This window comes from Frigoribacterium sp. Leaf44, from assembly GCF_001421865.1.
Lineage (GTDB): Bacteria > Actinomycetota > Actinomycetes > Actinomycetales > Microbacteriaceae > Frigoribacterium.
On sequence record NZ_LMLG01000001.1, the window covers coordinates 133,652 to 160,540 of the forward strand.

Annotated in this window: 32 protein-coding genes; 19 read left to right on the forward strand and 13 right to left on the reverse strand. The window is 73.9% G+C overall.

All coding sequences use genetic code 11. The features are described 5' to 3' along the window. The first annotated feature begins 76 nt into the window (after positions 1-76). The 9 genes from ASE87_RS00665 to ASE87_RS00700 all read left to right on the forward strand — a co-directional run bounded on the left by ASE87_RS00665 (position 77) and on the right by ASE87_RS00700 (position 6,296). The gene (locus ASE87_RS00665) at positions 77-1,237 is read left to right on the forward strand and encodes an inorganic phosphate transporter (protein ID WP_056225104.1); all 1,161 of its coding nucleotides are present in this window, start codon (positions 77-79) and stop codon (positions 1,235-1,237) included. Between the two features lie 2 nt (positions 1,238-1,239). Then, positions 1,240-1,524 carry a hypothetical protein gene (locus ASE87_RS00670; RefSeq protein ID WP_056225108.1) on the forward strand — a complete coding sequence of 95 codons (285 nt, stop codon included), beginning with the start codon at positions 1,240-1,242 and terminating at the stop codon, positions 1,522-1,524. Positions 1,525-1,561: 37 nt separating this feature from the next. After that, positions 1,562-1,717 (forward strand): hypothetical protein, encoded by a 156-nt coding sequence (locus ASE87_RS15960; protein ID WP_157489621.1) that lies wholly within the window; start codon positions 1,562-1,564, stop codon positions 1,715-1,717. 242 nt (positions 1,718-1,959) lie between these two features. Continuing rightward, the gene (locus ASE87_RS00675; protein ID WP_056225111.1) at positions 1,960-2,715 is read left to right on the forward strand and encodes a hypothetical protein; all 756 of its coding nucleotides are present in this window, start codon (positions 1,960-1,962) and stop codon (positions 2,713-2,715) included. Continuing rightward, the gene (locus tag ASE87_RS00680; protein WP_056225113.1) at positions 2,712-2,993 is read left to right on the forward strand and encodes a hypothetical protein; all 282 of its coding nucleotides are present in this window, start codon (positions 2,712-2,714) and stop codon (positions 2,991-2,993) included. Before ASE87_RS00675 ends, ASE87_RS00680 begins: the two co-directional genes overlap by 4 nt. Further along, entirely contained in the window at positions 2,990-3,424 is a 435-nt protein-coding gene (locus ASE87_RS00685; protein WP_056226701.1) for a phage holin family protein, read from the forward strand. The genes ASE87_RS00680 and ASE87_RS00685 overlap by 4 nt, the downstream gene beginning before the upstream one ends. Further along, the gene (locus ASE87_RS00690) at positions 3,421-4,020 is read left to right on the forward strand and encodes a DUF3618 domain-containing protein (protein WP_056225116.1); all 600 of its coding nucleotides are present in this window, start codon (positions 3,421-3,423) and stop codon (positions 4,018-4,020) included. Before ASE87_RS00685 ends, ASE87_RS00690 begins: the two co-directional genes overlap by 4 nt. A 179-nt stretch (positions 4,021-4,199) precedes the next feature. Beyond that, positions 4,200-5,324, forward strand: a complete 1,125-nt coding sequence (locus tag ASE87_RS00695) for an AI-2E family transporter (RefSeq protein WP_056225119.1) — start codon at positions 4,200-4,202, stop codon at positions 5,322-5,324. 120 nt (positions 5,325-5,444) lie between these two features. Continuing rightward, entirely contained in the window at positions 5,445-6,296 is an 852-nt protein-coding gene (locus tag ASE87_RS00700) for an alpha/beta fold hydrolase (RefSeq protein WP_056225122.1), read from the forward strand. 18 nt (positions 6,297-6,314) lie between these two features. On the opposite strand, the gene ASE87_RS00705 is transcribed toward ASE87_RS00700, so the two are convergent. Together ASE87_RS00705 and ASE87_RS00710 are read right to left on the reverse strand one after the other, a co-directional pair. Next, positions 6,315-6,539: a hypothetical protein gene (locus ASE87_RS00705; RefSeq protein WP_056225125.1), complete on the reverse strand. Its 225-nt coding sequence runs from the start codon at positions 6,537-6,539 to the stop codon at positions 6,315-6,317. A gap of 61 nt (positions 6,540-6,600) precedes the next feature. After that, positions 6,601-6,798 (reverse strand): hypothetical protein, encoded by a 198-nt coding sequence (locus ASE87_RS00710; protein WP_054146271.1) that lies wholly within the window; start codon positions 6,796-6,798, stop codon positions 6,601-6,603. A gap of 262 nt (positions 6,799-7,060) precedes the next feature. Between ASE87_RS00710 and ASE87_RS00715 the strand changes: the two genes are divergently transcribed. Continuing rightward, positions 7,061-8,779 carry a RecQ family ATP-dependent DNA helicase gene (locus tag ASE87_RS00715; RefSeq protein ID WP_082452212.1) on the forward strand — a complete coding sequence of 573 codons (1,719 nt, stop codon included), beginning with the start codon at positions 7,061-7,063 and terminating at the stop codon, positions 8,777-8,779. Here ASE87_RS00715 and ASE87_RS00720 read toward each other — a convergent pair. Further along, the gene (locus tag ASE87_RS00720) at positions 8,766-9,479 is read right to left on the reverse strand and encodes an alpha/beta fold hydrolase (RefSeq protein WP_056226705.1); all 714 of its coding nucleotides are present in this window, start codon (positions 9,477-9,479) and stop codon (positions 8,766-8,768) included. The genes ASE87_RS00715 and ASE87_RS00720 overlap by 14 nt on opposite strands. A gap of 38 nt (positions 9,480-9,517) precedes the next feature. Continuing rightward, positions 9,518-10,678, reverse strand: a complete 1,161-nt coding sequence (locus ASE87_RS00725) for a LysM domain-containing protein (protein WP_056225128.1) — start codon at positions 10,676-10,678, stop codon at positions 9,518-9,520. Between the two features lie 179 nt (positions 10,679-10,857). Between ASE87_RS00725 and ASE87_RS15965 the strand changes: the two genes are divergently transcribed. The 3 genes from ASE87_RS15965 to ASE87_RS00735 all read left to right on the forward strand — a co-directional run bounded on the left by ASE87_RS15965 (position 10,858) and on the right by ASE87_RS00735 (position 12,697). Further along, positions 10,858-11,034: a CsbD family protein gene (locus ASE87_RS15965; protein ID WP_123518567.1), complete on the forward strand. Its 177-nt coding sequence runs from the start codon at positions 10,858-10,860 to the stop codon at positions 11,032-11,034. Positions 11,035-11,178: 144 nt separating this feature from the next. Further along, positions 11,179-11,868 (forward strand): DUF4232 domain-containing protein, encoded by a 690-nt coding sequence (locus ASE87_RS00730; RefSeq protein ID WP_056225129.1) that lies wholly within the window; start codon positions 11,179-11,181, stop codon positions 11,866-11,868. Between the two features lie 142 nt (positions 11,869-12,010). Further along, positions 12,011-12,697 carry a DUF6518 family protein gene (locus tag ASE87_RS00735; protein WP_056225134.1) on the forward strand — a complete coding sequence of 229 codons (687 nt, stop codon included), beginning with the start codon at positions 12,011-12,013 and terminating at the stop codon, positions 12,695-12,697. A gap of 339 nt (positions 12,698-13,036) precedes the next feature. Here ASE87_RS00735 and ASE87_RS00740 read toward each other — a convergent pair whose 3' ends face one another. Both ASE87_RS00740 and ASE87_RS00745 read right to left on the reverse strand, forming a co-directional pair. After that, entirely contained in the window at positions 13,037-13,720 is a 684-nt protein-coding gene (locus ASE87_RS00740) for a DUF4166 domain-containing protein (protein WP_056225137.1), read from the reverse strand. Next, positions 13,717-14,352: an SRPBCC family protein gene (locus ASE87_RS00745; RefSeq protein ID WP_200925431.1), complete on the reverse strand. Its 636-nt coding sequence runs from the start codon at positions 14,350-14,352 to the stop codon at positions 13,717-13,719. Before ASE87_RS00745 ends, ASE87_RS00740 begins: the two co-directional genes overlap by 4 nt. Positions 14,353-14,429: 77 nt before the next feature. Here ASE87_RS00745 and ASE87_RS00750 point away from each other — a divergent pair, with 77 nt between their 5' ends. Beyond that, positions 14,430-15,059: a maleylpyruvate isomerase N-terminal domain-containing protein gene (locus ASE87_RS00750; protein WP_056225140.1), complete on the forward strand. Its 630-nt coding sequence runs from the start codon at positions 14,430-14,432 to the stop codon at positions 15,057-15,059. A 307-nt stretch (positions 15,060-15,366) separates the two neighbouring features. Here the strand turns inward: ASE87_RS00750 and ASE87_RS00755 are convergent, their stop codons facing one another. From ASE87_RS00755 to ASE87_RS16545, 4 genes are read right to left on the reverse strand one after another with little or no spacing between them, the layout of a single operon-like run. Beyond that, on the reverse strand, positions 15,367-15,894 hold the full coding sequence (locus tag ASE87_RS00755) for a GNAT family N-acetyltransferase (RefSeq protein WP_056225142.1): 528 nt from the start codon (positions 15,892-15,894) through the stop codon (positions 15,367-15,369). Positions 15,895-15,945: 51 nt separating this feature from the next. Beyond that, positions 15,946-16,299 (reverse strand): hypothetical protein, encoded by a 354-nt coding sequence (locus ASE87_RS00760; RefSeq protein ID WP_056225144.1) that lies wholly within the window; start codon positions 16,297-16,299, stop codon positions 15,946-15,948. After that, positions 16,296-16,892, reverse strand: coding sequence for a hypothetical protein (locus tag ASE87_RS00765; protein ID WP_056225147.1), 597 nt, complete (start codon positions 16,890-16,892; stop codon positions 16,296-16,298). Before ASE87_RS00765 ends, ASE87_RS00760 begins: the two co-directional genes overlap by 4 nt. A gap of 58 nt (positions 16,893-16,950) precedes the next feature. Continuing rightward, positions 16,951-17,340, reverse strand: coding sequence for a DUF805 domain-containing protein (locus tag ASE87_RS16545; RefSeq protein ID WP_235472154.1), 390 nt, complete (start codon positions 17,338-17,340; stop codon positions 16,951-16,953). Positions 17,341-17,898: 558 nt separating this feature from the next. Between ASE87_RS16545 and ASE87_RS00775 the strand changes: the two genes are divergently transcribed. Continuing rightward, positions 17,899-18,486, forward strand: coding sequence for an N-acetyltransferase (locus ASE87_RS00775; RefSeq protein WP_056225150.1), 588 nt, complete (start codon positions 17,899-17,901; stop codon positions 18,484-18,486). A 109-nt stretch (positions 18,487-18,595) separates the two neighbouring features. Here the strand turns inward: ASE87_RS00775 and ASE87_RS16865 are convergent, their stop codons facing one another. From ASE87_RS16865 to ASE87_RS00790, 3 genes are read right to left on the reverse strand one after another with little or no spacing between them, the layout of a single operon-like run. Further along, positions 18,596-20,188: a glycosyltransferase family 2 protein gene (locus ASE87_RS16865; RefSeq protein ID WP_304437687.1), complete on the reverse strand. Its 1,593-nt coding sequence runs from the start codon at positions 20,186-20,188 to the stop codon at positions 18,596-18,598. Beyond that, a complete protein-coding gene (locus ASE87_RS00785; protein WP_157489622.1) occupies positions 20,185-21,351 on the reverse strand; it encodes a hypothetical protein in 1,167 nt (388 codons plus the stop codon). The genes ASE87_RS16865 and ASE87_RS00785 overlap by 4 nt, the downstream gene beginning before the upstream one ends. Further along, positions 21,348-22,295 carry a WcbI family polysaccharide biosynthesis putative acetyltransferase gene (locus tag ASE87_RS00790; protein ID WP_056225158.1) on the reverse strand — a complete coding sequence of 316 codons (948 nt, stop codon included), beginning with the start codon at positions 22,293-22,295 and terminating at the stop codon, positions 21,348-21,350. The genes ASE87_RS00785 and ASE87_RS00790 overlap by 4 nt, the downstream gene beginning before the upstream one ends. Before the next feature lie 208 nt (positions 22,296-22,503). Here ASE87_RS00790 and ASE87_RS00795 point away from each other — a divergent pair, with 208 nt between their 5' ends. From ASE87_RS00795 to ASE87_RS00810, 4 genes are read left to right on the forward strand one after another with little or no spacing between them, the layout of a single operon-like run. Next, on the forward strand, positions 22,504-23,715 hold the full coding sequence (locus ASE87_RS00795) for a glycosyltransferase (RefSeq protein ID WP_056225161.1): 1,212 nt from the start codon (positions 22,504-22,506) through the stop codon (positions 23,713-23,715). After that, positions 23,712-24,959, forward strand: a complete 1,248-nt coding sequence (locus ASE87_RS00800; protein WP_235472155.1) for a glycosyltransferase — start codon at positions 23,712-23,714, stop codon at positions 24,957-24,959. Before ASE87_RS00795 ends, ASE87_RS00800 begins: the two co-directional genes overlap by 4 nt. Next, positions 24,956-26,041 (forward strand): glycosyltransferase, encoded by a 1,086-nt coding sequence (locus ASE87_RS00805; protein ID WP_056225164.1) that lies wholly within the window; start codon positions 24,956-24,958, stop codon positions 26,039-26,041. Before ASE87_RS00800 ends, ASE87_RS00805 begins: the two co-directional genes overlap by 4 nt. Further along, on the forward strand, positions 26,038-26,874 hold the full coding sequence (locus ASE87_RS00810; protein ID WP_157489623.1) for a glycosyltransferase family 2 protein: 837 nt from the start codon (positions 26,038-26,040) through the stop codon (positions 26,872-26,874). Before ASE87_RS00805 ends, ASE87_RS00810 begins: the two co-directional genes overlap by 4 nt. The last annotated feature ends 15 nt before the right edge of the window (positions 26,875-26,889 follow it).

Consider the following 26,889-nt stretch of genomic DNA (forward strand, 5'->3'; position numbering starts at 1 on the left):
GGCCTAGCGTCGCAGCGGGGCGATCGTGCCGCGGTCACCGGTCGGTGACCGGCGGTCGTCCCGGAGGGCGGTACCGATGGACGTGTTCGTCACCGTGGTGCTGGTGATCGTGATCGCGCTGGTCTTCGACTTCACGAACGGTTTCCACGACACGGCCAACGCCATGGCGACCTCGGTCGCCACCGGCGCCCTGAAGCCGAAGGTCGCCGTCCTCATCTCGGCCGTCCTCAACCTGGTGGGCGCCTTCCTCTCGACCGAGGTCGCGAGCACCGTCTCGAACGGCATCATCCGCGAGGGAGACGGCGGGGTCCAGGTGACACCGGTCATGATCTTCGCGGGTCTCGTGGGTGCCGTCATCTGGAACCTCGCCACCTGGTACCTCGGGCTGCCCTCCAGCTCGTCGCACGCCCTCTTCGGCGGCCTCATCGGTGCGGCGGTGATCGGTGCCGGCGTGGGCGCCGTCGACTTCGGCGTGGTCCTGTCGAAGGTCGTGCTGCCGGCCCTCATCTCGCCCGTCGTGGCCGGCGTGGTCGCGCTCGTCGCCACGTACGCGGCCTACCGGGTCACCCGGCAGGCCACCCTGCGGGGGTCGACGGCGGGATTCCGGCACGGTCAGACGGTCAGCGCCTCCCTGGTCTCGCTGGCCCACGGCACGAACGACGCCCAGAAGACGATGGGTGTCATCACGCTGACCCTGATCGCCGCGGGCTACCAGGGAGCCGGCACCGCCCCGCCCCTCTGGGTGGTCCTCGCCTGCGGCCTCGCCATCGCACTCGGCACCTATCTCGGAGGCTGGCGCATCATGCGGACCGTGGGCAAGCGGATCACCGACGTCCAGGCTCCCCAGGGGTTCGCGGCCGAGACGAGCTCGGCCGCGACCATCCTGATCTCGTCCCACCTCGGGTTCGCCCTGTCGACGACCCAGGTGACGTCGGGGTCCATCGTCGGGGCAGGGCTGGGCAAGAAGCTCGCCACGGTGCACTGGGGCGTCGTGGGCAAGATCGCCTCGGCCTGGCTGGTGACCCTGCCGGCCGCCGCGCTGGTCGGAGGGGTCTCGGCCTGGCTCGCCAGTTCGAGCACGGCGGGCCTGGTGGTCGTCGCGGTGCTCGCCCTGGCCGGCGGACTCGCCTTCGCCCTTCTCGCCCGGCGGCACCCCGTGACCCACGAGACCGTCAACGACAGCGACGAGGCCCCGGCCGCCGAACAGGTCGGCGCGAGCCGCGGAAGAGGGGAGTGACCATGTTCTTGGGAGTCGACTGGGGCGCCTTCGTGGTGGTGTTCGCGACCGCGCTCGCCGCCACCGCCGTCATCGTCACCTCGTTCGCGCTGGGCATCCGTCTGTTCGCCGACGGCGCCGTCGAGTCCGACGGCGGGTCCGGGGCCGTCGCCGCGGGCGCGAGCGCGAGCGCGAGCGCGAGGCGATCGAGGCCGTTGGCGGCGACGGTCGCCGGCGGGCTGTGTTTCGCCGTGGGGACGGCTGCCGTGCTCTTCGGACTGTGGATGATCGTTCCCCAGTTCCACTGACGGTCCGGACGGCGGGCTCGGCGAGTAGCGTGCGGGCATGACCAACGACAACGGCATCCCCGACGGCTCGACCGACATCACCGAGGACGACAAGAAGTACACCGAAGACCTGGCCGACGGGTCGAAGCAGGGCCTCGTCGACGACTCCGAGCAGAGCGACGACAGCGAGGTCTCGGACGGCAAGGACAGCTAGTCGCCAGGGCTCCGGCCCCGACAGGTCACGACATGCCGCTCACGTGCGAACGTGGGCGGCATGTCGCGTTTCCCCGACACGATCCGTCCCGATCACGACCCTTCCGGCCGGCCCGTGTCAACCCCCCGTCGCGTTTTCACCATGTGCGATCACCGCCCCCCCCGAGAGGGGGACAGAGTGACAGGTCCTACCCCGATCACGACCGTCACCCGGACGGTCGCCGACGATCCGAGAGGCACGACATGAGCGACGACAAGCGGTACGACGGAGATCCGTCCACCCCGGTCTACGACACCACCTCCGAGGGGCAGCCGCTTCGTGGCGCCGCCTCCGGGCACGACCACCTGCGCCGCGACGACGCCGTGACCGACCTGGGCGACCAGGTCGGCGCGTACGCCGACATCACCGACCCCGACGCGACGGCGAGCGACTTCAGCGCGACCGCGGCCCCGGTCGTCGAGGAGCACCTCGGGCACGACCACGCTGGCACCGGCACCGGCACCGGCACCGGCATCGGCTCGGGCGCCGACGCCGGTTCCGGCACCGGCGCGGCCGACACCGCGAAGGCCAAGGCCGGCGCCGCGAAGGACGAGGCGGCAGGCGTCGCGGACGACGCGAAGTCCGCGGCCTCCGACGTCGCCGGCAGCGCCAAGGAGCAGGCCTCGAAGGTCGCCTCCGAGGCCACCGGCCAGGCCAAGCAGCTCTTCGGCCAGGCGACCGGCGAGCTCAAGGAGCAGGCCGGCGCCCAGCAGGAGAAGGCCGCGGCCGGCCTCCGCCAGGTCGGCGAGCAGCTCGGCACGATGGCCGACTCGGCCGACAGCGGTGTCGCGGGCGAGCTCGTCCGCAACCTGCCCGGTCGCGCCCACGGCGTCGCCGGCTGGCTCGAGGGTCGCGACCCGGGCAGCCTGCTCGACGACGTGAAGTCGTACGCCGCCCGCAAACCCGGCACCTCATCGCCATCGCCGCGATCTCGGGCCTGCTCGCCGGACGCGTCGTGAAGTCGCTGACGGCCGAGGCCAAGGACGAGCACGCCGCCACGACCGAGACGGCAGGAGGCGCGGCGAGCCGGCCCGCGCCTCCTGCGTCCGATCCCGTGCCGAGCCGGCCCGCGCCTCCTGCGTCCGATCCCGTGCCGAGCCGTCTCGTCGGTGACGTCATTCCCGTGGCCGGTGAGTACGACGTCGTCACCGAGGGCGACGTCCCCGGCTTCGGCGGGCAGACGCCGGACGCCGGCGTGCCCACCACGTGGCCCGACACCTCGGGGACGCGCGCGTGAGCGACCCGTTCCGCGAGCCCGGGTCGACGCCGCCCGCACCGGAGGAGAAGGCCGCGACGACGTCGCTCGGCGACCTGCTCACCGGCGTGACCGGCGACATCTCGACGCTGTTCCGCCAGGAGGTCGAGCTGGCCAATGCCGAGCTGACCGAGTCGGCCAAGAAGGCCGGCAAGGGTGCGGGCATGTTCGGCGGGGCCGGGCTCACCGCCCTCTTCGCCCTGCTGTTCGTCTCGCTGGCCGCCATGTGGGGCCTCGGCGAGCTGATCGGCCTCGGCTGGTCGTCGTTGATCCTCGCGGTCGTCTACGCGATCGTCGCCCTCGTGCTGTTCCTGCGCGGGCGGAAGGAACTGAAGAGCATCAAGGGGGCGCCGAAGACGGTCGACTCCCTCAAGAAGATCCCCGAGACCGTCACGCCTGGAGGCACCGCATGAGCACCACCGACCAGAACGGCAGCAGCCGCACGCCCGACGAGATCCGCGCCGAGATCGAGCGCACGCGCGCCGGCCTCGGCTACGACGTCGACGCGCTCGCCGACAAGGTGAACCCGTCGAGCATCGCCCACCGCCAGACCGAGAAGGTGAAGAGCCGCTTCTCGGGCGTCAAGGAGTCCGTCATGGGTGCGGCGCACGACGCGGCCTCGAACACCCAGGGTGCCGGCCACGACGCCGCGGGCAGCGTCTCGGACGCCTCGTCGGCGGCCGTGCGGAAGGCGAAGGGCAACCCGCTCGCCGTCGGCCTGATCGCCTTCGGCGCCGGCTGGCTCGTGTCGTCGCTGATCCCCGCCTCGGACAAGGAGAAGGAGCTCGTCGCCGACGCCAAGGACGCGGCGGGCCCGGCACTCGACTCGGTCAAGGGTGCGGCGCAGGACGTGGCGTCGAACCTGAAGGAGCCCGCCCAGGAGGCGTTCGCCTCGGTCAAGGGCACGGCGCAGGACGCCGCCTCGACCGTGAAGGACGACGCCTCGAGCGCCGCGGGCGACGTGAAGGACAGCGCCCAGCAGTCGAAGGAGAACGTGCAGGGGGCCTGACCTCACCCCGCACGCGTCGGCCCGGACGCAGGAAGGCCCGCCCCGACGAGAGTCGGGGCGGGCCTTCGCACGTGACGGGTCGGCGGAGCTCCCTCCCGACGGGGCGATCGTGCGACTCGAACCCCCGCCGACCGGGACCGGCGTGGCCTGGATCGGCTCGAGCAGGTCAGGATGGTCGGATGCCCTCGTCACCCCGCGCCCGTCTCGTGCGTCGATCGGCCGGAACGGCCACGCAGACCGCCACGCCCCCCAGCCCGATGCAGCGCCCCGGCGCCTTCCGGTTCGGCCTCATCGCGACCCTCGGCGGAGGGCTCGGCGTCGGCATCATCGTCGCCCTCATGGCCCTGTCGACGATCCTCGTCTACATCGGCCTGGCGTTCTTCCTCGCACTGGCCTTCGAACCGGTCGTCCGACGCCTCGCACGCGCCGGTGCCCCGCGCTGGGTCGGCGTCATCGTCGCCGTCGTGCTGGTCGTCGGGGTCGTCGTGGGCATCGTCGCCGCCGTGGTGCCCGCGCTGATCGAGCAGATCGGACACGTCGTGCGGACGGCACCCGCCACCCTGCAGGAGCTCTCGCGCCAGCCCTGGGTGCAGCAGGCCGTCGAGACCGTCGGGTTCGACGTCGACGTCGACGACGCGGTCGGTGCCGTCACCTCGTACCTGCTCGACCCCGACCAGCTGCTCGCCCTCGGGGGTGGCCTGCTCGCCGTCGGTCAGGGGATCACCAACGCCATCACCGCGGTGATCGTGGTCGCGATCCTCACCCTCTACTTCGCGATCACCCTCCCGCAGATGCTGCGCTCGCTCAGCCGCGCCGTGCCCCGCAGCCACCGCGAGAACGTCATGAGCATCTCGGACGAGATCTTCCTGGCGGTCGGCCGCTACGTCGCCGGGCAGGTGGCGCTCGCCGCCGTCAACGCCGTGTTCGTCTTCGTCGTGCTGACGATCGCCGGCGGGCCGGTGCCCGTGCTCTTCGCGACCCTCGCCTTCCTGGGCGCACTGATCCCCGTGGTCGGCACGGTCGTGGCCTACGCGATCATCATCGCCGCGACGATCACCGTCTCGCCGGTCACCGCGATCGTCGTCGGCATCGTGCTGCTCGTCTACGCGCAGGTCGAGGCCTACGTGCTGACCCCACGGGTGATGTCCAAGGCCGTGGCGGTGCCCGGCGCCCTCGTCATCGTGGCCGCCTTCGGGGGCGGGGCGCTCGGCGGCGTCCTGGGTGCCCTCGTGGCGATCCCGATCGCGACGGCCGGGGTGGTCGTCTTCGAGCGGGTCGTCGTGCCGCGGCAGCAGCGGGTCTAGACGGTCCGGGTCTAGACCGTCCGGGTCGTCCGGGTCGTCCGGGCCGTCGGGCCGTCAGGTCGTCCGAGCGGCGGCACGCGGGTCTGGGCAACGGCACGGCGGGGCGCTACCGTGGCCGACATGAGCGGCGAACGCGCGGACGTGACCTTGTCGGACGGCACCGCCCTGGCGGCCACCCGGTGGCGGGGCGACGGCCCGACCGTGGTGCTGTTGCACGCCGGCGTCGCCGACCGCCGGAGCTGGACGGGCGTCGCCGACGAACTCGCGGCCGACGGGCTCGACCTGGTGGCCCACGACCGCCGGGGGTTCGGCGAGAGCCCGGCCTCCGCGGCCGACGGCGACGCCACGCACCTGGCCGACCTCGTCGAGCTGCTCGACCGACTGGGCGTCGGGCGGGCGTTCGTCGTCGGGAACTCGATGGGCGGTGCGCTCGCCCTCGACCTGGCCGTGACCGCACCCGAGCGCGTGGCGGGCGTGCTGCTGATCGGTGCCGCGGTCAGCGGCATGACCGACGACGACACTCCGTTCGACTGGACCCCCGACCCGGCGTCGGGCCCGCTGATGGAGGCCCTTGACGAGGCGTCCGGCAGCGGCGACGTCGAGGCGCAGGTCCGTCTGCTGGCCCACCTCTGGCTCGACGGTCCTGCGGCGCGGAGCGGCCGAGTCACGGGTGCCCCCCGCGAACTCTTCGAGCGGATGAACGCCCGCATCCTCGAGGTCGCCGCACCGGACGGGGCCGGAGACGCCGGGCTCGACACGTGGAGCCGCCTCGGCGAGGTCGCGACGCCGGTCCTGGCGACCTGGGGCGAGCTCGACATCCCCGCCGACGAGCCGTTCTACGCCGAGACGGCTCGACGTCTCGGGCAGGGACCGGGCCGGGTGCTGCCGGGCGTCGCCCATCTGCCGGGTCTCGAACGGCCCGGGCTGGTGGCCGACCTCGTCCGCGAGGTCGTCGCGGGCGTCGGGAACTGAACCCGCGCCTCCTGGTCGTCAGATCGCGGGACCGCCGGGTGCCGGCGGGCCTGCCGGGTCGTCGTCACCGGCGAGCAGCAGGTCGATGCGGAGTTCTCGTTCTCGCGTGTAGGCCGCCAGTGCCCGGATCACCCAGAGCAGGGTCCTGATCAGGAGAACGCCCAGCGTGACGGCCAGGGCGAACACGACCACGAAGAAGACGGGGTAGAGGACGCCGACGAGGGAGAAGCCGTTGGAGTACATCCCTCGACGCTAGGTCACGACCGGGGCCGGAGGGCTCCACCTCGCGATGGAGCCCCGGGACTCACTCCTCGGCGTCTGCCGGGCTCTCGTCGGCCTGTGCGGTCTCGTCCATGCGGTCGCGGAGGTGGTCGGCCATCGAGGCCGCGCCCTCGTCGCCGTGGTCGGCCTCGACCTGTTCGATCAGGCCACTCAGCTTCTCGTGGTCGGTCGCCTCGGTGGCCCCGTCCATGACGGGTTCGGTCTGCTTCTCGTCGCTCATGCACCGGACGCTACGCCCACGGGGTCCGCGACGGCTGGACCCGCGCCTCCGCTCGTGACGGGCGGCGCGGGGCCGGTCCGCGGGAGGTGCGACGGGAGGCGCGACGGGAGGCGCGACGGACGGCGCGACGGGCCCACCGAGGGGTACCATGCGCGACCCGCGGCGGGTGGGGTACGCAGGGCCGGGCATCGCCTGGCAGCCCTGCGCGTGTCGCCCCGCACGCGCCTGGGATGGACCTCTGCCCCACCGGAACGAGGACCACATGAGCACGACGACGCGCCCCGCACGCACCCGCACGAGCACCGCCCGCACGAGCACCGCTCGCACCGACGACATCACCCGTGCCGCCGCCGACCTCTTCGGTTGGACCGACCTGCACCCCGCCCAGCTCGGGGCCCTGGAGGCGGTGGTCGCCGGCCGGGACACCCTCGCGGTCATGCCCACCGGCTTCGGCAAGTCCGCGATCTACCAGGTGGCCGGTGCCGTGCTCGACGGGCCGACGGTCGTCGTCTCGCCCCTGATCGCGTTGCAGGCGGACCAGGTCGCGGGACTCGTCGGACGCCCCGACGCCCCGCCCGCCGTCGCGATCAATTCGGGCCACACCGACGCCGAGAACGACGAGGGCTGGGGGCGCCTCGCCGCCGGAGAGGTCACGTACGTCTTCCTCGCCCCCGAGCAGCTCGCCCGGGACGAGACCGTCGACCGCCTGCGCGACGCCGGGGTCGCCCTCGTCGTCGTCGACGAGGCGCACTGCGTGTCGTCGTGGGGGCACGACTTCCGGCCCGACTACCTGCACCTCGGCGAGGTCGTCGAGCGCCTGGGCGGCCCGACCGTGCTGGCGCTGACGGCGACCGGGTCGGGTCCGGTGCGCGACGAGATCGTCGAGCGCCTGCGCCTCGACGACCCGCTCGTCCTGAGCCACGGCTTCGACCGGCCGAACCTCTCCCTCGAGGTCGTGCGGCACGAGGACGACGACGAGAAGGCCCGTGCCGTGGTCGAGCAGGTGGCCGCCTCGACGACCCCCGGCATCGTCTACGTCGCCACCCGCAAGGCGACCGAGGACTACGCCGCCGCGATCGCCGAGCGCTGCCCCGACCGCACCGTCGTCGGCTACCACGGCGGCCAGCGGTCGGCCGAGCGGGGTGAGCTGCACGAGCGGTTCCACGCGGGCGAGGTCGACGTGGTCGTGGCGACGAGCGCGTTCGGCATGGGCATCGACAAGCCCGACGTCCGGTTCGTCGTGCACGCCGACGTGCCCGACTCGCTCGACTCGTACTACCAGGAGATCGGTCGGGCCGGGCGGGACGGCGACCCCGCCACCGCGACCCTGCACTACCGGCCCGAGGATCTCTCCCTGCGGTCGTTCTTCGCGTCGGGCCTGCCCGGGCGAGCAGACCTGCGAGGCGTCTTCACCGCGCTCTCGGCCGCGGGCCGGCCGGTCCGGCGATCGGAGGTGTCGGACCAGCTGGCCCTCGGCGCCCGGACGGTCTCGCGCCTCATCGACCTGCTGCTCGAGGGCGGTGCGCTGTCCGAGTCGTCGAAGGGGTTCGAGCCGGTCGACGGCTTCGACGCCCGCAGCGCGGCCGAGGCGGCGCGCGGGGTCGCCGAGACGCGTGACCGGGTCGAGCGCTCGCGCATCGAGATGATGTGCACCTTCGCCGAGGCTCCCGGCTGCCGACGGCACTTCCTGCTCGGCTACTTCGGCGAGGAGTCGCCCGAACGCTGCGGCAACTGCGACGGCTGCCGGACCGCCGAGAAGGCCGGGGAACCCCAGGAGGCGCGCGAAGGCGCGCAGGACGGCGTCACCGACACCGCGCCTCCTGCGTTCGCGCCCGACGCCCGCGTCGTGCACGCGACCTGGGGTGAGGGCACCGTGATGAGCACGGACGCCGACCGCATGACGGTGTTCTTCGAGAGCGAGGGCTACAAGGTGTTGGCCGTCGCCGACGTGCTCGCGCGCGAACTGCTCACACCGGCCTGACCGGCTCGACGGGCTCGCCCGCGGCGGCGAGCACGGTCGCGATCGTGCGGGGGTGGGCCAGCACCCGGAAGTGCCCGCCCGCGTGGAGGCGGACGTTCACGGCGCCGGGCAGTTCGCTGCCCTCGGGGATGTGCGGATCGAACTCGCCGAAGACCGAGGTGATGCGGCCGTTGACCGATTCGTCGCGGGCGAGCAGCATCGTCGTCGCGTCCCGGGGCGAGAAGGCCCGGAGGGCGGGCAGCACCAGCCAGGTGGCGTAGCGCGACCCCGAGAACGGCGAGCAGACGGCCACCATCGACCGCACGCGGTGGGTCTCGTCGAGCAGCGCCATGACGTACTTGCCGATCAGGCCGCCCTTGCTGTGGGCGACGATCACGACGTCGGTGAGTCCGTGGGTGAGAAGGTACGCGGCGACGTCGCGCGCGGTGGCCTCGACCGGACGGCTGTTCCACCGCAGGTCGTCCAGCACGTGCACGGGATGGCCCTCGGCGTGCAGGCGTTCGATCATCGGTCGCAGGAACGACCAGGTCTCCCATACGCCCGGGATCACCAGCACGGGGCGACCCGTGCCGCCGAGGTAGCGATCGGGGTCTCGCGGACTCGTGACGGCGCGCACCTGCCAGACGGCGGCGTAGGCGTAGTCCTGCACCCACCACACGGCGTGACGGACGAGCCGGCCGGGGGCGAGGTGGGGTCTCACCACTCGACCCTAGGCGTCGCCGTGCGGGACGTCCCGGGTCAGACGCTGTCGGGGTCGAGGACGAGCGTCGTGCCCTCGAACAGGTGCTGCGCGTCGTCGATGACCTGGAGGCCCTGGTTCATGTAGAGGAGCGCCGAGACCGAGATGCCGAAGCGCTGGGCGACGACGTCGATGAGGTCGTCGGGTGCGACGGTGTACCGCTTGGGGGCCCCGGACGCCGTGGTCGCCTCGAGTGCCCCCGAGGCGAAGGCCACCGCACCCGAGTCGACCGGGACGATGTTCGTCTGCCGCGGCGGCACCGACCACGCGACCGGGGCGACGGCGAGCACCTTGCCGGCCGAGATCTCGACGGGGACGTCCGAGGAGGTGCTGGTCGAGTGGACGACGAGCGTCGAGAGGTACGAGGGCTGGCTGATCGAGCCGAAGCTGCCCGAGGCCGCCGTCGGGGTCGTGACGGACGCCCCGAGCTCGACGCCCCCGTCGCCGCCGTACGTCACGCCGTCGCCGACGGACGGGGCCACCTGGTAGAACGCGACGCCCACCGGGACGGGCAGGCTCGAGGTGGCGTCTGTTAGCTCGGTCGCGTAGGTGTCGTCACCCCCGGCCACCACGCGGTAGTGCAGGTGGATGCTGCCCTTGGGCGAGGCGAGGTCGCCCTCGGCGACCACCGTGCCGGCCGCGACCGGGGTGATGAAGGGCGCCGGCACGGCGGCGTCCTGCGGCGGAGGGGTGGCCGCCCGGGGCGAGGGCGTCGCGGGGGCGGTCGGCGTCGGCGACGGGGTCGCGCTGGGGGTGGGCGTCGAGGTGCGGGTGACCGTGGTCGGGCTCGCGGACTCGGTCGGGGCACCGGCCGCGAGCGGGGCCGAACCGCTCGTGAAGAGGACCGCGCTCACGACGACGGAGACGAGGGCCGTGGCGGCGACGACGCCACCGACGATCGCGAGGCGGCGACGGCCGGACCGGGGTGCGGGTTCGTCGTCGGCCTCGTCGGCCTCGGTCGCGCTCGCCGGGTCGGCCGATGCCGCGGCACCGGCCGTGCCTGCGGCGCCGCGGTGCGACCACGCGACGAGCCGGGGCTCGGTGCCGTCGGGCGCGACCTCCGCCGCGGGGGCGTCGCCGGTGTCGGACGCGCGGGGCGCGAAGGGTTCGTGACCGGGCGTGACGTCGTCGCCGCCCGCCCCTGGTGCGTGTCGTGCCATGGTGCCCCCTCGGCGTTGATCCTAGGGGACGGCGTGGGTCGGGTCGAGACCGATCGGTCCGGTCCCGGTCCGGGTACGAACCTGGAACAGCCTGTGAACCCCGGCGGCCCGCCGACACCCGGCCTACCGTCACAGACGTACCGGGTCAGTCCGGTCGACCCACAACCAGGAGGTACGTCATGTCCGTTGGTGACAAGGCAAAAGATTTCGTCCAGAAGGCTGCAGGCAAGGCCGAAGAGGCCGTCGGCAAGCGCACGGACGACGAAGAGCTCACGAAGCAGGGCCACAAGGACCAGCACATGAGCGAAGAGCGTCTCGAGACCGAGAAGGCCAAGGACGACCTCGGCCAGAGCTGATCGTCCCGTCGACCTCGGTCGGCACCCCGGAGGGCCCGGCATCCGCGGATGTCGGGCCCTTCGTCGTCCGGTCGGAGGCCGCGGAACGAGCGACCAACGGTGCAGACTGTGCAAAAACCTAGCCGGGCGTGATTCGGTGGAGGCGTGAAGCGTCCGTTCCGTTCCCTCGTCCCCGCCGCGGTCGTCGTGGCGTCCTTCGCCGTCGTGCTCTCGGGCTGTTCGGCCTCGGACGGCCCCGAGACGACGGCGGCCCCCACCGTCACCGTCACGGCCTCACCGACGTCCGGCTCGTCGGTGACCGACTCGCCGACCAGCGCCTCCTCTGCCACGGCGACGCCGGGTCCCGACGGGGCGTCCGGCGGCGGTGGCGACCTGGGCGACGGTGCCCCGGGCGACGCCTCCTCGCGGTGCACGGTGGGCGAGCTCACCGCCGAGATCGCCGACGGAGGCGGGGGTGCGGCCGGCAGCTACGGCGTCGCCATCATCCTGACCAACGGCGGTCAGCGCTCGTGCACCCTCCAGGGCTGGCCCGGCGTCTCGTTCGTCGGCGACGGGAACGGAACCCAGATCGGCGCCTCGGCCGCGCTCGATCGCTCGTCGCCGCACGAGGCCCACACGCTCGCCCCCGGTGCCGAGGTGCAGACGATCGTTCAGATCGCCCAGACGGGGAACTACGACGCCGCCGAGTGCCGGCCGCAGGCGACCGACGGGTTCCGCGTCTACCCGCCCGGCTCGCTCGAGTCGATCTTCGTGCCCGCCTCGGGGTCCAGCTTCGAGGCGTGTGCGAACGCCCGGGTGCAGCAGATGACGGTCAGCGCGCTCGCCACCTTCTGACGGCGCGCGGGTCCGGCCGGCGTCCCGGTTCGACGGGCGAGGTGGGCGAGGTCATCCTCGGGGGGCACGGGCTGCGACCCGCGGAGGACGCGTGACGACGCCGGTCGTTCGTACGCTGGCACCTCCTCGAAGGAGAGCTGCCATGACCGAGACCCGACTCGACCGCCCCACCACGCCGGCCGCCCGACGGCAGGGGTCCCGGGCCGTGACGATCGTCCTCGGCGCCGGTCGGGTCGCCGTGGTGGCTGCCGGAGCACTGGTGCTCGGCGGCCTGACGAGCCCGGCGCAAGGCTTCCTGCCCGAGTGGCTCGGAGGGTTCGCGAACTCGTCCGGTGGCTGGTCGGTCCTCGTCTTCGCGCTCGTCCTGGCCGTGCGCGCCCGCCCGGCCCTGTCGGCCGTCCTGGGCGCCGTGGCGTTCGTGCTGCTGGTCGAGGGCTACCGGATCGTGTCGGGGTGGCGCGGCTTCCCCTACGACGAGCCGTTCCAGAACGTCTTCACGATCCTCGGGCTCCTCGTGGGGCCGGTCATCGGTGTCAGCGCCGCACTCCTCCGTGCGTCGTCGCCGACCTGGCGGACCCTGGCGGTCGTGCCGCTCTCGACGGTGCTCGTGGGGGAGGGGCTCTACGGGCTCGTCGTCCTCGACCAGGGACCGGGCGACGTCTACTGGGTGCTCCAGATGGTCCTCGGCGCGGCGTTCCTCGCCTGGGGCACGATGCGCACCCGGTCGTCCGCCCGGACATGGGTGCCCGTCGTCACGGCGGGGTCGGTGGTCGCCCTGTCGATCGTGTTCGTCGTCGCGTACACGGCCCTCCCTGGCCTGCTGATGTGACCGGCCGGGTCGTTCCTCCGCCGGGACTCGATCCGCCCGTCCGGGCCGGCCGACGACGCCGAGGCCCGGGTTCCATGCCGATGCCGATGCCGATGCCGGTGCCGAGGCCGACGCCGGTGCGGATGCCGGTCTCGTTCCGTGTTCGGTGCCGGTGCCGGCAATTCCTGGCCGGTGCGGCGGTGGGGTGCCGTGATCGGCGTGGGACGGGTGCGGCGGTGACGGGAGTCAGGACTTGCCGACAGGGGGTGACGCCGACCCCGGGGCGGGGCGGGGCGGCGCGGGGCGGGGTGGGCTCGCGACCACGCTGCGCCACGTGGTCCGACCGGCACGGCCCGCGGCCTAGAGGCGGGCCTCGGTGCGTCTCGGCTTCAGCCGGGCCGGCGCGTCGGATGCGGCGACCCACTCGCAGGTGAAGGTGCCGCGGTAGCCGAAGAGGAACCCGAAGCGCTGGTTGTGCACCTCGAGGTCGACGTGGAACGACTCGTCGTCGTCGGACCACCACTCGTGCAGCTCGGCCCGACCGCTGAACAGCATCGGGAAGCGGAACGAGACGGGGCCCTCGTGGAAGCGCTGCGCCTCCGAGCGGAGCACGAGGCCGCCGCGGTCGTCGACCGTCAGGTCGAGGTCGACCGCGAGGTGCTGGTGGGTGCCGAGGTAGTCGAGCACCCGCCCGCGGTCGAGCACCATCGTCGCGTCGAAGCGGACCGGGCGTCGGCCCACCCGGCGGTGTCGCACGGTGTACGAGCGGACGAAGGTGACGGTCTCGCGTCCGAGCCCGTCGCGGTACGGATAGTTCTCGATGACGAAGGGCACGTCGTCACCGACGTCGGGCACCAGGATGTTGCGCAACCGCCCGATCTGCAAGAACGGCACGGTCCACCACGGGCCCCGCCGGATCGACGACATGACGCCCCGGCCCACGCAGGCCTCGCCCGAGTCCAGACCGACGCCGAAGCGGCGCTGCATCATCGGGTGCAGGCGGACGAACTCGTCGCCGAGGGCCTGCTCGAAGATCGACGTCATCGGGGTGACCGCCTCGCGGGGTCGGGCAGCGCGGCCAGGGTGACCGGCGCCTCCTGCAGGTGGTCGCCCGCCCGCGTGCCGCCCGCGGGCGCGCGGAGGGTGCGGGAGGCGCGGGGCCGGTCCGGACGCCAGAACGCGAGGGCGCTGGTGAGCGGCCACCGCTCGGGTTCGCGGCCGGTCTCGAGCCAGAGGCGCAGGCGGTCGAAGCTGAACGCCGTCGCCCACCCGAGCAGCGGACGCACGACCAGGTCGAGCGGACCCCAGCCCGAGACGTAGTCGTAGCCGGTCACGAAGCGCGTCCGTCCGTCGGCGGTGGGCAGGTAGCGCCAGTACCCGCGCCCGGCCCGGATCGGTGAGAGGGCGTCGTCGGTCGCGAAGCGCAGGGCGGACGTGCGCGAACCGTCCTGGCCGTGGCGCTCGCCGATGCTGACGCCCGTGCCCTCGACGGTGTGGACGGGCGTGCGACGGACGTAGCGGAACGGTGTCGACCCGTCGGCGTCCGGCGGCCCGGGGGTGATGCGCGAGAAGCGGACGTCCCAGCGGACGTGCTGGGCGGGGTCCTGCGTGGCGGCCCACACCCGATCGAGGTCGGCGTCGATGACGGTCTCGACGTAGATCTGACGTTTCCCCACGACGGCGAGGCTAGGGCATGGTGGCGGCCGACGGAACGCCCCGGAACGCGGGTCGTCGCCGGATCTAGGCTCACCCCATGGACGAGAACTTCCGGACGGTCCGCGACGCGTTCGGGGCCGCGGCGCGGTGGTTCGCCGAGACGGTGCACGAGCTCGACCGGCCGCCGGCCCCCTGGGAGGCCCCGGCGCTCGGCGAGTGGAGCCGTCGTGACCTCGTCGGCCACACGTCGAGGGCCCTGCTCACGGTCGAGCAGTACCTGCGGCCGGGGCCGTCGGATTCTGACCGCCGCACCGTCGACTACTACCGGGCGGTCAGGGGCGGCCGCGCCGATCCGGACGAGGTCGCCGAGCGGGGGCGGCAAGCGGGACGGGACCTCGGTGCCGACCTGCCCGAGAGCGTCGACATCGTCGTGCGACGGGTGACCGGCATGGTGGCCGGACGGACCGCGGACGCACGGGTGGAGACTCCGGTCGGCGAGTGGCGGCTCGAGGCGTACCTGCCGACGCGCGTCGTCGAGCTCGTCGTCCACACCGGCGACCTGCGGACGGCCGGCGGGCTCGACGGGCAGGCGCCCGAGACCGCGGTTCGTCAGGCGCTGGTCGTGCTCGGCGCCCTCGTGGCCGACGCTCCGTCGGATGATGCGCCGCACCTCCTGACGGCCCTGACGGGGCGCTCGGCGCTCGACGCCGGGTACACGGTGCTCTGACGGGGTTGCCGGTCTGCCGCGGGTGCCTGTCATCCCTTCCGACCACGCCCCCGGGCCCCGCCGGCTCTGGCTCTGGCTCTGCCTCTGGCTCTGGCTCTGGTGTCGGCAATTCCGGGCTGGTGCTGCGGCGGGGTGCCGGGATCACTGGGGGAGGAGAGCGACCACGGCAGGAGTCAGGACTTGCCGACGGGGGTCGGCGCCGGTGCCGGTGTCGGCAACTGCGGGCCGGTGTCGCGGCGGGTGTCCGGATCGACGGGATGGCGGGGTCACACCCTCGAAGGGACCGGCTCGGCCAGACCTGGACGGATCACCGTCCGGTCGAGTCGTCGATCCGCTGGAAGAGGACGTGGTCCTGCCAGCGGCCCGCGATCTCGAGGTAGGACGGGGCGATGCCGTACTGCTCGAAGCCGGCCTTCACGAGAACCCGTTGCGAGGCGACGTTGTGGCGGAGCGTCCCCGCCTGGACGCGGTGGAGGCCGGCCTCGCCGAACGCCCAGTCGACGGCCTCGCCGACGGCCGACGTCATGATGCCGCGCCCGTTGCGGTCCTCCGACAGCCAGTAGCCGAGGTCGCAGGACCGGAAGGGGCCACGGGCGATCCCGCTGAGGGTCAGCCGGCCCACCACGGCACCCTCGTCGACGATGACGAACGGCTGCGCCTCGCCGCGTGACCGTTGTGCCAGCAGCGACGAGATCACCGACAGCTGCCCCTCGGGCGTGAAGTAGGCGTCACCGCGCACGGGGTCCCAGGGAGCCAGGAACTCGCGGTTCCGCGTCAACGCCCGTGCCAGCTCGGGGGCGTCTCGCGGCTCGATCAGGCGGAGATGGGAGGACACGGGTTCACGGTACCGCCGGAGATGCCCCTCGAAGCCGTCGTGGTCGTCGCGCTACGAGCGTTCGTCAGGCCACGGCCCCACGGCATCCAGTCGGGCGAGGAACTCCTCGAACCGGGCCGGCTCCGTGCGACCGCTCAGCGTCTCGCCGAACCACGCGGTCCAGATCGCGTCGACCTGGTCGCCGGTGATGCCCCCGGCCCGGATCAGTTCACGCACCATCGGGACGGCTTCGAGTTCGTACTCGTCCCAGGGGGCGCCGTCCTCGGTGCCGGGCTCCAGTCCATAGGGGTCGAGGGCGTTGAGCTCGACCAGCACCCGGTCGACGAGATCCCGCCAGGCCTGGCTGCGGCGTGGTTCGCCGACGTTCGCCTCTCGTCGACGGAGGAATCCGCCGACGTGCCTCACCGTGCCTCCGGACGCCCGGCCTCGTCGAGCGCGCGCAGCAGCGCCTCGCCGTCGCGCACGTCCACGAAGGTCATCGGCAGCGGGGCCATGACGCCGTCGAGGCCCGTGTTGGTCAGGCCACGCTGCCGTGCGCCGAACGGGGTGTTCCCCGTGATCGAGTCGGTCCAGTCGACGCTGACGTGGGTGCGGTCCCGGGACCACGACACCTCTTGGTTCTGCTGCTTCGCCGGCGCCTGGTGGACGGTCGACCCGACGACCAGGAACGACCGCTGGTCGGTGACCGCGTAACCCGTCTTCGCCTTCCGTGCCCGCTTGAGCAGGAATCGGCCGACCACGAAGAAGAGGCCGATCGCCACGAAGACCCCACCGAAGGCGACGAAGAACCACGATGCCCCGTCGCGCAGGGCGGAGACCTCCCAGAAGATCGCGAACCCGCACCACAGCAGGCTGAACGGCACGAGGAACAGGTCGTTGCGACCGAAGGTCACGCTCTCGTCCGGGCCGCCCGACCAGAGCAGGCGCTCGCCGGGGCGTAGCTCCGGCTGGACGAGGGCACGTCGGTCGTCGGGCACGCGGGCGTCGGGAGCGCTCATGGTCGAGAAACTACCGTGACGCGTCCGCCGCCGTCACCGCGTTCGGACTGGTGTGCCGTCACGCCCTCGGTCGGTCGAAGCGGGCACCGCCGGGCTTCGGGCCGAGCAGCGACAGGATGAAGATGACGAATGCGCCGAGGTACGGGAACAGGTTGATCAGCAGCAACCACCCGCTGAGGTCGATGTCGTGGAGTCGCCGCGCTCCGAGGGAGAGGAACGGGACGATCGTCCCGAAGAGCAAGACCGCGAGAACGAAGCCGAAGGGGATGAAGCCCGGTCCGGGCTCGAGGGTGCCGTCGTAGTCCGTCGTACTCCCCGGGAGGCCCGCGAGGAACCCGACGATGCTGAGCACGAACCAGACCACCGTGTTCGCGAGGACCACCCACCAGTACTCGCTGCGGCTCGCGCGCCCCGTGAAGTCGGCGTACTTGAGGAAGAACCGCTTCACCGCGACGACCGGACCCGCCCCGTACAGAGGCGCCCAGAGGGGGACCGGTCCACCTGGGGCGAAGGGCGACCCCTGCGGCGGCTGGCCGTACGAGGGCTGTGCATACGAGGGCTGTGCATACGAGGGTTGCCCGAACGAGGGCTGTCCGTACGAGGGCTGCCCGTACCCGGGCTGCGGCTGCGGGTGGCCGGAGGGCTGCTGCCCGTACGGCGGCGGCATGGGCGACCCGTACGGCGCCTGCTGCCCGTACGGCGAAGGCGTCGGCTGCCCGGCGGACGGCTGCTGGGGCTGCCCACCCTGGGGCTGTCCGCCCTGGGGCTGCCCACCCTGGGGCTGTCCGCCCTGCGCCTGCTGCCCGTACGGTGGCACCGCCCCGCCCTGCTGGTCCGCCCCGTCGTTCCGGTCTGTCATGAGATCCCCCTCGTCCGCGCCGCCCACCGCGACCCCGCCACCCTACCGAGGCACCACCAGGCCCCGCCCTCCGGACGACGACGGCATGCCAGAGGACCAGGAGGCGCGGTCCGGCACCGAGGACGGCCCCCGTCGTACGATCGGACCGTGCAGACCCCGGCCGTCCTCCGCGACCACTCGCCCGAGGCCGCCGCGCTCCTCGGTGAGGGGTGGACCGTCGCCGCTCGGTCGTTCGGTGCCCGGCTCCACACCGGTGACGTCGACCGCGATCGCCTCCGCGCCCTCGCCACCGGCAAGGCCGCCGACGTCACGATCCGCGAGCTCGGTCCGCACGACGTCGACGCCGTCCTCGCCCTCGACGCGCAGACCCTCGACGACTACCCGGGCAGCGTGGCCACACGGCACGAGCCCTTCGACCGGTCGTCGGCGACACTCGGACCGACCCGCAGGGCCTGGGGTGCCTTCACCCCGACGGGTCGCCTCGTCGGCCTGACCGTCGTCGACCTCGACGGTCCCGCCGCCGAGACGGACGTCACCGTCGTCCACTCCGATCACCGCGGTCGAGGTCTCGCCGCAGCGATCAAGGCGGCGTCGGTGCTGGCCCTCCTCGATGCCGGCGTCCTCCGCTTCCGCACGGGAGGTTCCGCCGACAACCCCGCGATCGTCGCCACGAACGCCTCCCTCGGCTACGTCGTCGACGAGGGCTGGCTCACCCTGGTCGCACCCGCCCCCTGAGCGACGGTCGAGTGGTCCCGAACCGTCCCTCGTCGGTCGACGAACGACGGAACGGGACCACTCGACGCGGCACGCGGCACGCGGCACGCGGACGGGTGCGAGCCCGCGGTCAGCCCCAGCCGCCGAGGTAGGCGGCGACGCTGGGCTCGCCCGTCACGGGCGTGAGCCAGTCCACGGAGGCGCGGTGCGAGACGAACGCGACGCCCGCCCCCCAGCGTCGGGCGCGCAGGGCGGCGCGACGCGACTCGACCGTCACGAGCACCCGGCCCGACGGGTCCACCAACTCGAGGGTGCCGAGCGACCCCACGCCGACCGCGTCCGTCGCCGTCCGCAGGTCGCGTGCGACGTCGTCCCCGAGGCCTGCCGCAGCGGCCAGCGCCTGCACCCGGGCGTCGTCCGAGCCACCGGCCTCCACCGCCGGCAGCACCCGCACGGCACCGTCGAGCGTCACGACCACCCGGGCACCGCCCCGCGCCGCGGCGGCAGCCGCCGACGAGCGGCCCAGCACCCGCTGGTCCGCCTCGAAGACCGGGGCCACGTCGTCCGGCACCACGACCGTCACGTCCGGCATCGCCGCCAGCACGCTGTCCACCGCCACGAACGCCGCACCGGCCGAGATCGACGTCCCGACGGCGGCGGCCAGTTCGACGCAGACGTCCACGGCGCGACTCCGCACTCCGAACCCCCGGGAGCCGCGCACGGCGATCAGGTCGGCGAGGCGCAGGGTCTCGCCGTTCTTCTCGGCCTGGCGCCGCGCCTCCTCGACCTCGCGAGCAGCCTCCGAGGCCTCCGAGGCCGCCGAGCCCGCCGAGCCCGCCGAGCCCGCCGAGGCCACTGAGCCCGCCGATCCCGCCGACCCCGCCGAACCGACGCCCGCACCCGTCGCCCGCCCCGCCCAGTCCGGCCCGTCGTGCCACGCCACGGCGCCCGGCACGTGGGCGAACACGCCGCCGGCGAGCCACGCGCGGTGTGCCCACTCCCAGTCCTCGCCGCCGTAGCTGGTGAACGACTCGTCGAAGCCGCCGACCTGGTCGAAGAACCAGCGGGTGCAGCAGGTGACCGCCCCGATCAGGTGGCGGTACGACCGGTCGTCGGCGTGCAGCAGGTCGGCCGACCAGCCGTACGCCTGCTGCAGCCAGCGCGGCTGCTCGAGTTCGTGGGCCGGCCCGGCCACCTCGACCGGCTCCGACACCGGCACGGCGCCGCCGTCACCACCCAGCACGCCCGCGAAGTCCGCGTGCTTCCGCTGTCCGACCGTCACCGCCTCGGGGACGAGCGCCGGCAACCGCGTCAGCCGCAGGACGTAGTCCGGCTCGGGTGACGTGTCGGCGTCGACGAAGCACAGCACCGACCCCGACGACGCGGCGACGCCGACGTTGCGGGCGGCCGAGAGCCGGAACCCGAGGTCCTCCTGCACGATCAGCCGCACTCCTTCGGGCACGGTGGGTGGCGTCGGCGATCCGTCGTCGACGACGATCACCTCGAGCCGTTCGGCCGGGTAGCTCTGACGCGCGAGCGCCGCCAGCGTCCGGTCGAGCTCGGCCTGCTGCCGGTAGTGGACGACGACCACCGACACGAGCGGCGGCAGGTCGGGCCACGTCCCGTCGAGGGCGTCCCACGCGTTGCCGACGACGAACCGCCCGCCCGCAGGAGGCGCGGTGTCGGTCGCGTCGGACACCGGCGACCCGGCGTCGCGGCTCACCAGCGCACCCCCTCGGCCCACCACGCCGCGTAGGCGTCGGCGACCTCGTCGAGGCCGGGCAGGGTGCGGGCGTCGTCGTCGAGCCAGGTCGACTCCGGGTCGGCCAGGGCCGTGGCGATCGCGGCCGCCAGCCCGCCGTCGGGGTAGAGCGTGAGCGTGCCCGGCCGCAGCGCCGCCATCTCGCGCGAGTACCTCGTGTCGGGGACGAGCGGTCGTCGCCCGGCCGCGATCCAGGTCGCGATCGATCCGGAGGCCGACACGTGTTGGTGCGCCGCCACGGGCACCGATGCGCGTCGCGCCCGGTCGAGCAGCGTCGCGTCGTCGAGGTAGCCCGTCGCGCCGAACGGCACGCCGAGGGCGGCGGCCTCGTCGACCAGCTGCTGCAGCTCGGCCTCGTGACCCGAGGAGGCGCGGCCCAGCGCCACGACGCCCGTCGCCCGCGCGTCCGGTCGCGTCGCCCCGCTTCCGTCCCGGTCACCGTCGACGCGATGCCGTGCGGCCGTGAGTCCGGCCACGGCCGCCACGACCTCGGCGTGCCCCTTGCCCGGGTAGAAGAACCCGATGATCGCCACGTCGCCGTCGGGCTCCGGCCGGGTGCCCGTCAGCGGATGCCGTTCGACCGGCAGGGGGATGACCTCGACCGGGCCGTCGAAGCCGACCCACTCGTGCAGGAGGGCGCGCTCGTGCTCGCTGTTGACGACGACGCCCCGTGCGGCGGCGACCACGCGACCGTAGGCCTCCCCGCGCCTCCTCAGGTTGCGCTCGCCGTCCGACGGCTGGGGCAGGTCGTGCAGGGTGACGGTGAGCGCCGTCGTGTCGGCCAGGTGCTCGACGACGTCGGCCGCGGCCGACGGAGAAGGGCCCCACAGCCGGTCGGTGAACTGCAGGTGCGCCCGGGGCAGGGTGACGTCGACGGAGTCGTCGTCCGGCACGTCGAGCAGGTCGGCGACGTCGAGGGCGAGGTGCCGCCCGGTGCGGGCCTCGACCGTCGCGGCGATCTGGGCCGCGTAGGTCGCGACGCCGTGTTGCGGATCGTGGTGCGTGACCACCACGGGCAGCTCGGCGAGGTCGATCGTCGCCGCCGCACCGTCCCGCGCGCTCGAGCGGGCCGAGTCGCGCGCGGTCGCCTCGCGGGCCGAGGGGTCGACCGCCGCCCCGTTCACGCCGCGCCCCACAGGGCGAACGTGTCGGCGTGCCGGGCCAGCGCGGCCTCGACCGCGTCCGGGTGCTCGGCGTACCAGGCGAGGTGCGCACGACGGACCTCGTCGGCGTCGACGCGCTCGCCGCCGACGACCCAGTGGTCGGTCGGCTCGGCGTCGAGGCCCCAGGCGTCGATCACCGCCTGCTCGCGCGGAGCGTGCACGCTCGACAGCACGGGTCGGCCCGGGTCGACGACGTGCTCGGGCAGGCCGAGGCGATCGCGGACGCGCGAGGCGAGGGCCGTCCAGACCGGGTTGCCGGGGTGGTTCAGGGTGCGCATCTGGTCGAAGCGCGGCGTGCCGGCCCCGTCGGTACCCGCACCGACCTCGAACAGGTCCGAGGCGACGACCGTGTCGTGGGCGACCTCTCGCCTGCGCAGTTCGGCCAGCGACAGCTCGGCGACGGACCGCACGACGGCGGGTGTCAGGGCGTCGGCCGGGAGCGGCCGTCCGGCGGCCTCGGCGATCAGTCGGACGTCGTGGTACTCGACCACGGGCGGCACGAGCGAGACCTCGCTCGGCGGGCGCACGATGACGTGCGCGGGGTAGAGGCCCGCGAACCGGACGACGGGCACCCGGACGACCCGCGCCTCCCGGGGCAGCATCGCGGCCAGCTGGGCCGTGCCGAGCGGGAGGTCGTGGTAGTCGTCGCGCACCGGCTGCGAGACGAGCAGGCCGGCCCGGCCGATCCACCGCTCGAGCTGCGGCAGGTCGGCGGCCGTGAGCTCGTGCACCGGTGGCATGCGGACGGCCGTGAGCCCCGCGCCGTCGAGGAAGATGCGCAGCGACTCGGCCTGGCAATTGCCCACCACGAGGGCGATCGCGCCGTCGCCCTCCGGCTCGCTCAGACCGTAGAAGTCGCCGTAGTGACGGGTGCGGCCGTCGGGTTCGGTTCGCTGTTCGGACATGCTTCCCTCCGGCCCGCGCTCGGAACGGACAAAGGGGGTCGCGCGGGCCTATGTTGAGTCAACAGCGACTTCCCCGGTCGCGTCATCCTTTCCCGCCGCCAGCCCCGGCACACCTCACCCGCATCGTCGCGGGTGCTCGTCGTCCCGCGAGACAGGCCCCGCGCCGGTCCGGCACGGCGAGCGACCTGATCACGCCGAGGAGGCCCCGATGACCCATCACGCCCCGACGTCGCCGTCGACCCTGGCCCGCGCCGTCGTCGCCCCGGTCGCCCCGATCCGCGTCGCGTCGGTCCCGGCCGGCCACCCGTACGTCCGTTCGCTGCTCGACCCCCTCGACACGTCGGGACGCGTCGTGCACCTCGCCGACCCGCTTCCCGACCCCGCGGAGCCGGCCCGCTGGTGGCCCCCGGTCGTGCTCGACGCCGCCTGGCTGCGGGCGCACGCCCACGAGGTCGACCTCCTGCACGTGCACTTCGGCACGGAGTCGTACCCGACCGAGCACCTCGTCGCCGTCGTCGAGACCCTGCGCGACCTGCGCCTGCCGCTCGTGTACACGGTGCACGACCTGACCAACCCGCAGCTCGTCGACCAGGCGCCCCACCTCGAACACCTCGACGTGCTGGTCCCGGCCGCCGACGAGTTGATCACCCTCACCGACGCGGCCGCCGACGAGGTCGAGGCCCGGTGGGGGCGTCGCCCGACCGTCGTCGCGCACCCCGCCATCGCCGACCCCGAGGCCGAGCTGCCCGTCGGCACGCCGGGTGACACGGTCGTCGTCGGGGTCCACCTCCGCGACCTGCGCCCGAACGTCGCGGGCGTCGAGACCGTCCGCACCCTGCTGGCGGCGGTCGACGCCCTGCGCGCCACCGGCGCCGCCGTGGAGGCGCGGGTCGACCTGAACGAGCGCGTGCGCGACCCCGAGCAGGCCGAGCGCATCCGCGAGCTCGTCCGCGCCGCCGGCCCGTCGGCGACCCTCGCCGAGCACCCGCGCCTGACCGATCCCCAGCTCGAACGGTCGCTCGCCGACCTGGACGTGTCGGTGCTGCCCTACCGCCACGGCACGCACTCCGGCTGGGTCGAGCTGTGCTGGGACCTCGCCGTCCCGGTCGCCGCGCCCCGCGTCGGCCACGTCGCAGCGCAGCACCCCGAGGCCGGCACGACCGCCTCGTTCGACCTCGACGACCCCGCGTCGCTCGCCGCCGCCGTGATCGCCCTGGTCAGCCCGCACGCCGTCGACGGGACCGCCGACGCGCACGACGACGCGACCCGCGTGCCGGCCTCGCGCCGCGGCACCCCGCAGCGCGCCGCCCTGCAGCGGCAGCGTCGGTCCGTGCGGCGACGACAACGCCACGACGTGGCCGCCGCCCATCTCGCGGTGTACGAGCGCGCCCTCGCGACGGTCGCGGCGGTGACGGCGTGATCCGCGCCTCCCGGCCCCTGCGCATCGTCGTCGTGGCGCCGTTGCGCTACCCGATCCGCGAGCCGTTCGCCGGCGGCCTCGAGTCGTCGGTCCACCACCAGGTGCGCACCCTGCGCGAGCGCGGTCACCGCGTCTCGCTGATCGCGACCGAGGGGTCCGACCACCTCGACCAGAGCCCGCCCGAGTTCGTCCTGCCCGCCGTGGTGTTCGACGACCCGGCCGAGGCGACGGACACGACCTACCCGGACGGCTACCTCGAGCGCGCGCTGCCGGCCCTCGAACGCGCTCTGCAGTTCGTCGCCGACCACGCCGACGACTACGACCTCGTCGACAACCACAGCCTGCACGGCGTCCCGCTCGCCCGGGCCGACCGCATCGGCGTGCCGATGGTCAGCACGCTGCACACGCCGACCCTGCCCGACATGCTCGCCGCGCATCGCTCGTCCACCGGGCCGCGCAGCCGCTTCGTCGCCGTCAGCGGTCACACCGCCGCCGCCTGGGCGCGGGAAGGCGTCGAGGCGGGCGTCCTGCCGAACGGCGTCGACACCGAGCGCTGGGGCTTCGGACCCGGGGGCGACGACCTCGTCTGGTCGGGACGCATCGTCCCCGAGAAGGGGTTGCACCTCGCCCTCGAGGTGGCCCGTCGCGCCGGGCGCCGCCTCGTCATCGCCGGTCGCATCGGCGACGTCGACTACTTCGAGACCGAGGTCGCCCCGCACCTCGGCGTCACCGCCCATTACGTCGGCGAGCTGCGCCAGCCCGAGCTCGCGGCCCTCGTCGGCCACAGCGGCTGCGCCCTCGTCACGCCCGTGTGGGAGGAGCCCTTCGGTCTCGTCATCGCGGAGGCGCTGGTCACCGGCACGCCGGTCGTCTCGTTCGCCGTCGGGGGAGTCCCCGAGGTCGTGGCGGGTTCGGTCGGGGCCGCCCTGGTCCCCGCCGGCGACCTCGACGGCATGGCGCGCGCCGCCGACGACCTGCTGCGCCGGGTCGGGACGGACGCCGACGCCCGTCGCACGGTGCGGCAGGACGCCGTCGACCGGTTCTCGCTGCGAGCCCGGGCCGCCGTGCTCGAGCGGCTGTACTCCGACGTCGTCGCCTCCGACGAGCGCGTGCCGGGCACGTCCGCCGGCGCCGCGACGAAGGCGACCGGCGTGGGTGGCCGGCACCGTGCCTCCTCGTCCCTCACCGGCGGCCTGTCGGCCGTCCGCCCGGCCGGCACCGGCCGACGGGTCGTGACGGCGTGACCTCGACGGTCGCCCGCCCACTCGTCGGCTGGTACGTGCACCACCACGGTGCCGGGCACCGCACCCGCTTCTCGGCCGTCCGGCCGCACCTCGACGCCGACGTCGTCGTCTTCAGTTCGCTGAGCGCTCCCGTCGACCTGCCGGCCGACACCACCTGGATCGAACTCGAGCGGGACGACGCCCCGACCACGGGATCGGACGGCGTGGTCCGGCACCCCGCCGACGCGTCGCCGACCGTGGGCGGTCTGCTGCACTGGGCTCCGGTGGGGCACCCCGGGCACACCTCCCGCCTGGGCCGCATCGCCCGGGAGATCGCCGGGGCCGCGGCCGACGGGCGTCCGTTCGACGCGATGGTCGTCGACGTCTCGGTCGAGGTGACGCTGTTCGTCCGGTTGCTCGGCGTCGAGGTCGTCGTGGTCTCGCAACCCGGCGACCGCACCGACGAACCCCATCGACTCGCCTACGACGCCGCCTCGCGCGTGATCGCCCCGTGGCCCGCCGGGACCCACGACTCGTCGGCGCTCGACCGGGTGGCCGAGAAGGTGCGCTGGGTCGGTGGGATCTCGCGACAGGACGGGCGTCGGGTCCCGGTGCCCACGCCGACCGTCGTGCCCGGCAACGTCCTCTTCGTCGGCGGTGCCGGCGGCAGCGACCACGACGACCTCGCTGCCGCGGTCGCCCGTGCCGACCGGGCCACACCCGGCACGAGCTGGTCGGCCCTCGGCCTCGACACCTGGGTCGACGACCCGTGGGCGGCCATGACCGCGGCCGAGGTGGTCGTGACCTGGGCCGGTCAGAACACCGTCGCCGACCTGGCCGCCCTCGGTGCCCGTGCCGTGGTCGTGCCGCAGACCCGACCCTTCGAGGAGCAGCTGACGACCGCCCGGGCGCTCGACCGGGCCGGCCTCGCCGTCGTCGCGTCGTCCTGGCCGGAGGACGACGAGTGGCCGGCGCTGATCGAGCGGGCACGCGGTCTGCGGCCCGACTGGTCGGCGTGGCAGGTCGAGGGGGCTGCCGCCCGCGCCGCCGCGGTGGTCGCCGAGGTCGCCGTGCCGACAGCCGGGGCAGGAGCCGCGTCGTGACCGTCGTCGTCGTGACCCTCGCGTCCGCCACCCGCATGAAGCACGTCGCGAACCAGCTGCGGTTCGTCCGGCAGGTCGCGCCCGACGCCGGCCACGTGGTCGTCTGGCTCGACGAGACCCCGGCCCCCGACGTGCCCGCCCTGGCCGGCGTGACGACCCTGCACGTCCCGCCCGGCCCCGACGGCCTGCGCCTCGCCGCGGGGCGCAACCGCGGAGCCGACGCGGCCGTCGGTCACGGCGCGACGCTGATCGTGTTCCTCGACGCCGACTGCGTCCCGGGTGCCGACCTCTTCCGTCACTACGAGCAGGCGGCGCTCGACCACCCGGGGGCCCTCTTGAGCGGACCCGTCACCTACCTGCCCGACGGGTTCGTGCTCGGTGGCGGCGAGGGACTCGAGGCGGCGACCGCTCCGCACGCGGCGCGACCCGCGCCTCCCGCCGGGACGACGCTCGTCGCGGGCGCCGCGGACTACCCGCTGTTCTGGTCGCTCTCGTTCGCGGTGACGCCGGACACCTGGGCGCGGCTCGGCGGCTTCGACGAACGGTACGAGGGCTACGGCGGCGAGGACACCGACTTCGCGTTCACCGCGCGCTCGCTCGACGTCCCGCTCGTCTGGGTCGGCGGCGCCCACGCATACCACCAGTACCACCCGACCTCGTCCCCGCCGTGGCGGCACCTGGCCGACGTCGTGCGCAACGGTGGCTTGTTCGCCGAACGCTGGGGTGAGTGGCCGATGGGTGGCTGGCTCGACGCGTTCGAGCGGGCCGGGGCGGTGCGCCGCACGACCGACGGCGGCTGGGCGCTCGTCGAGGGTGCGGCCGTCCCGAGCTGAGCCGCCCCGGCCTGA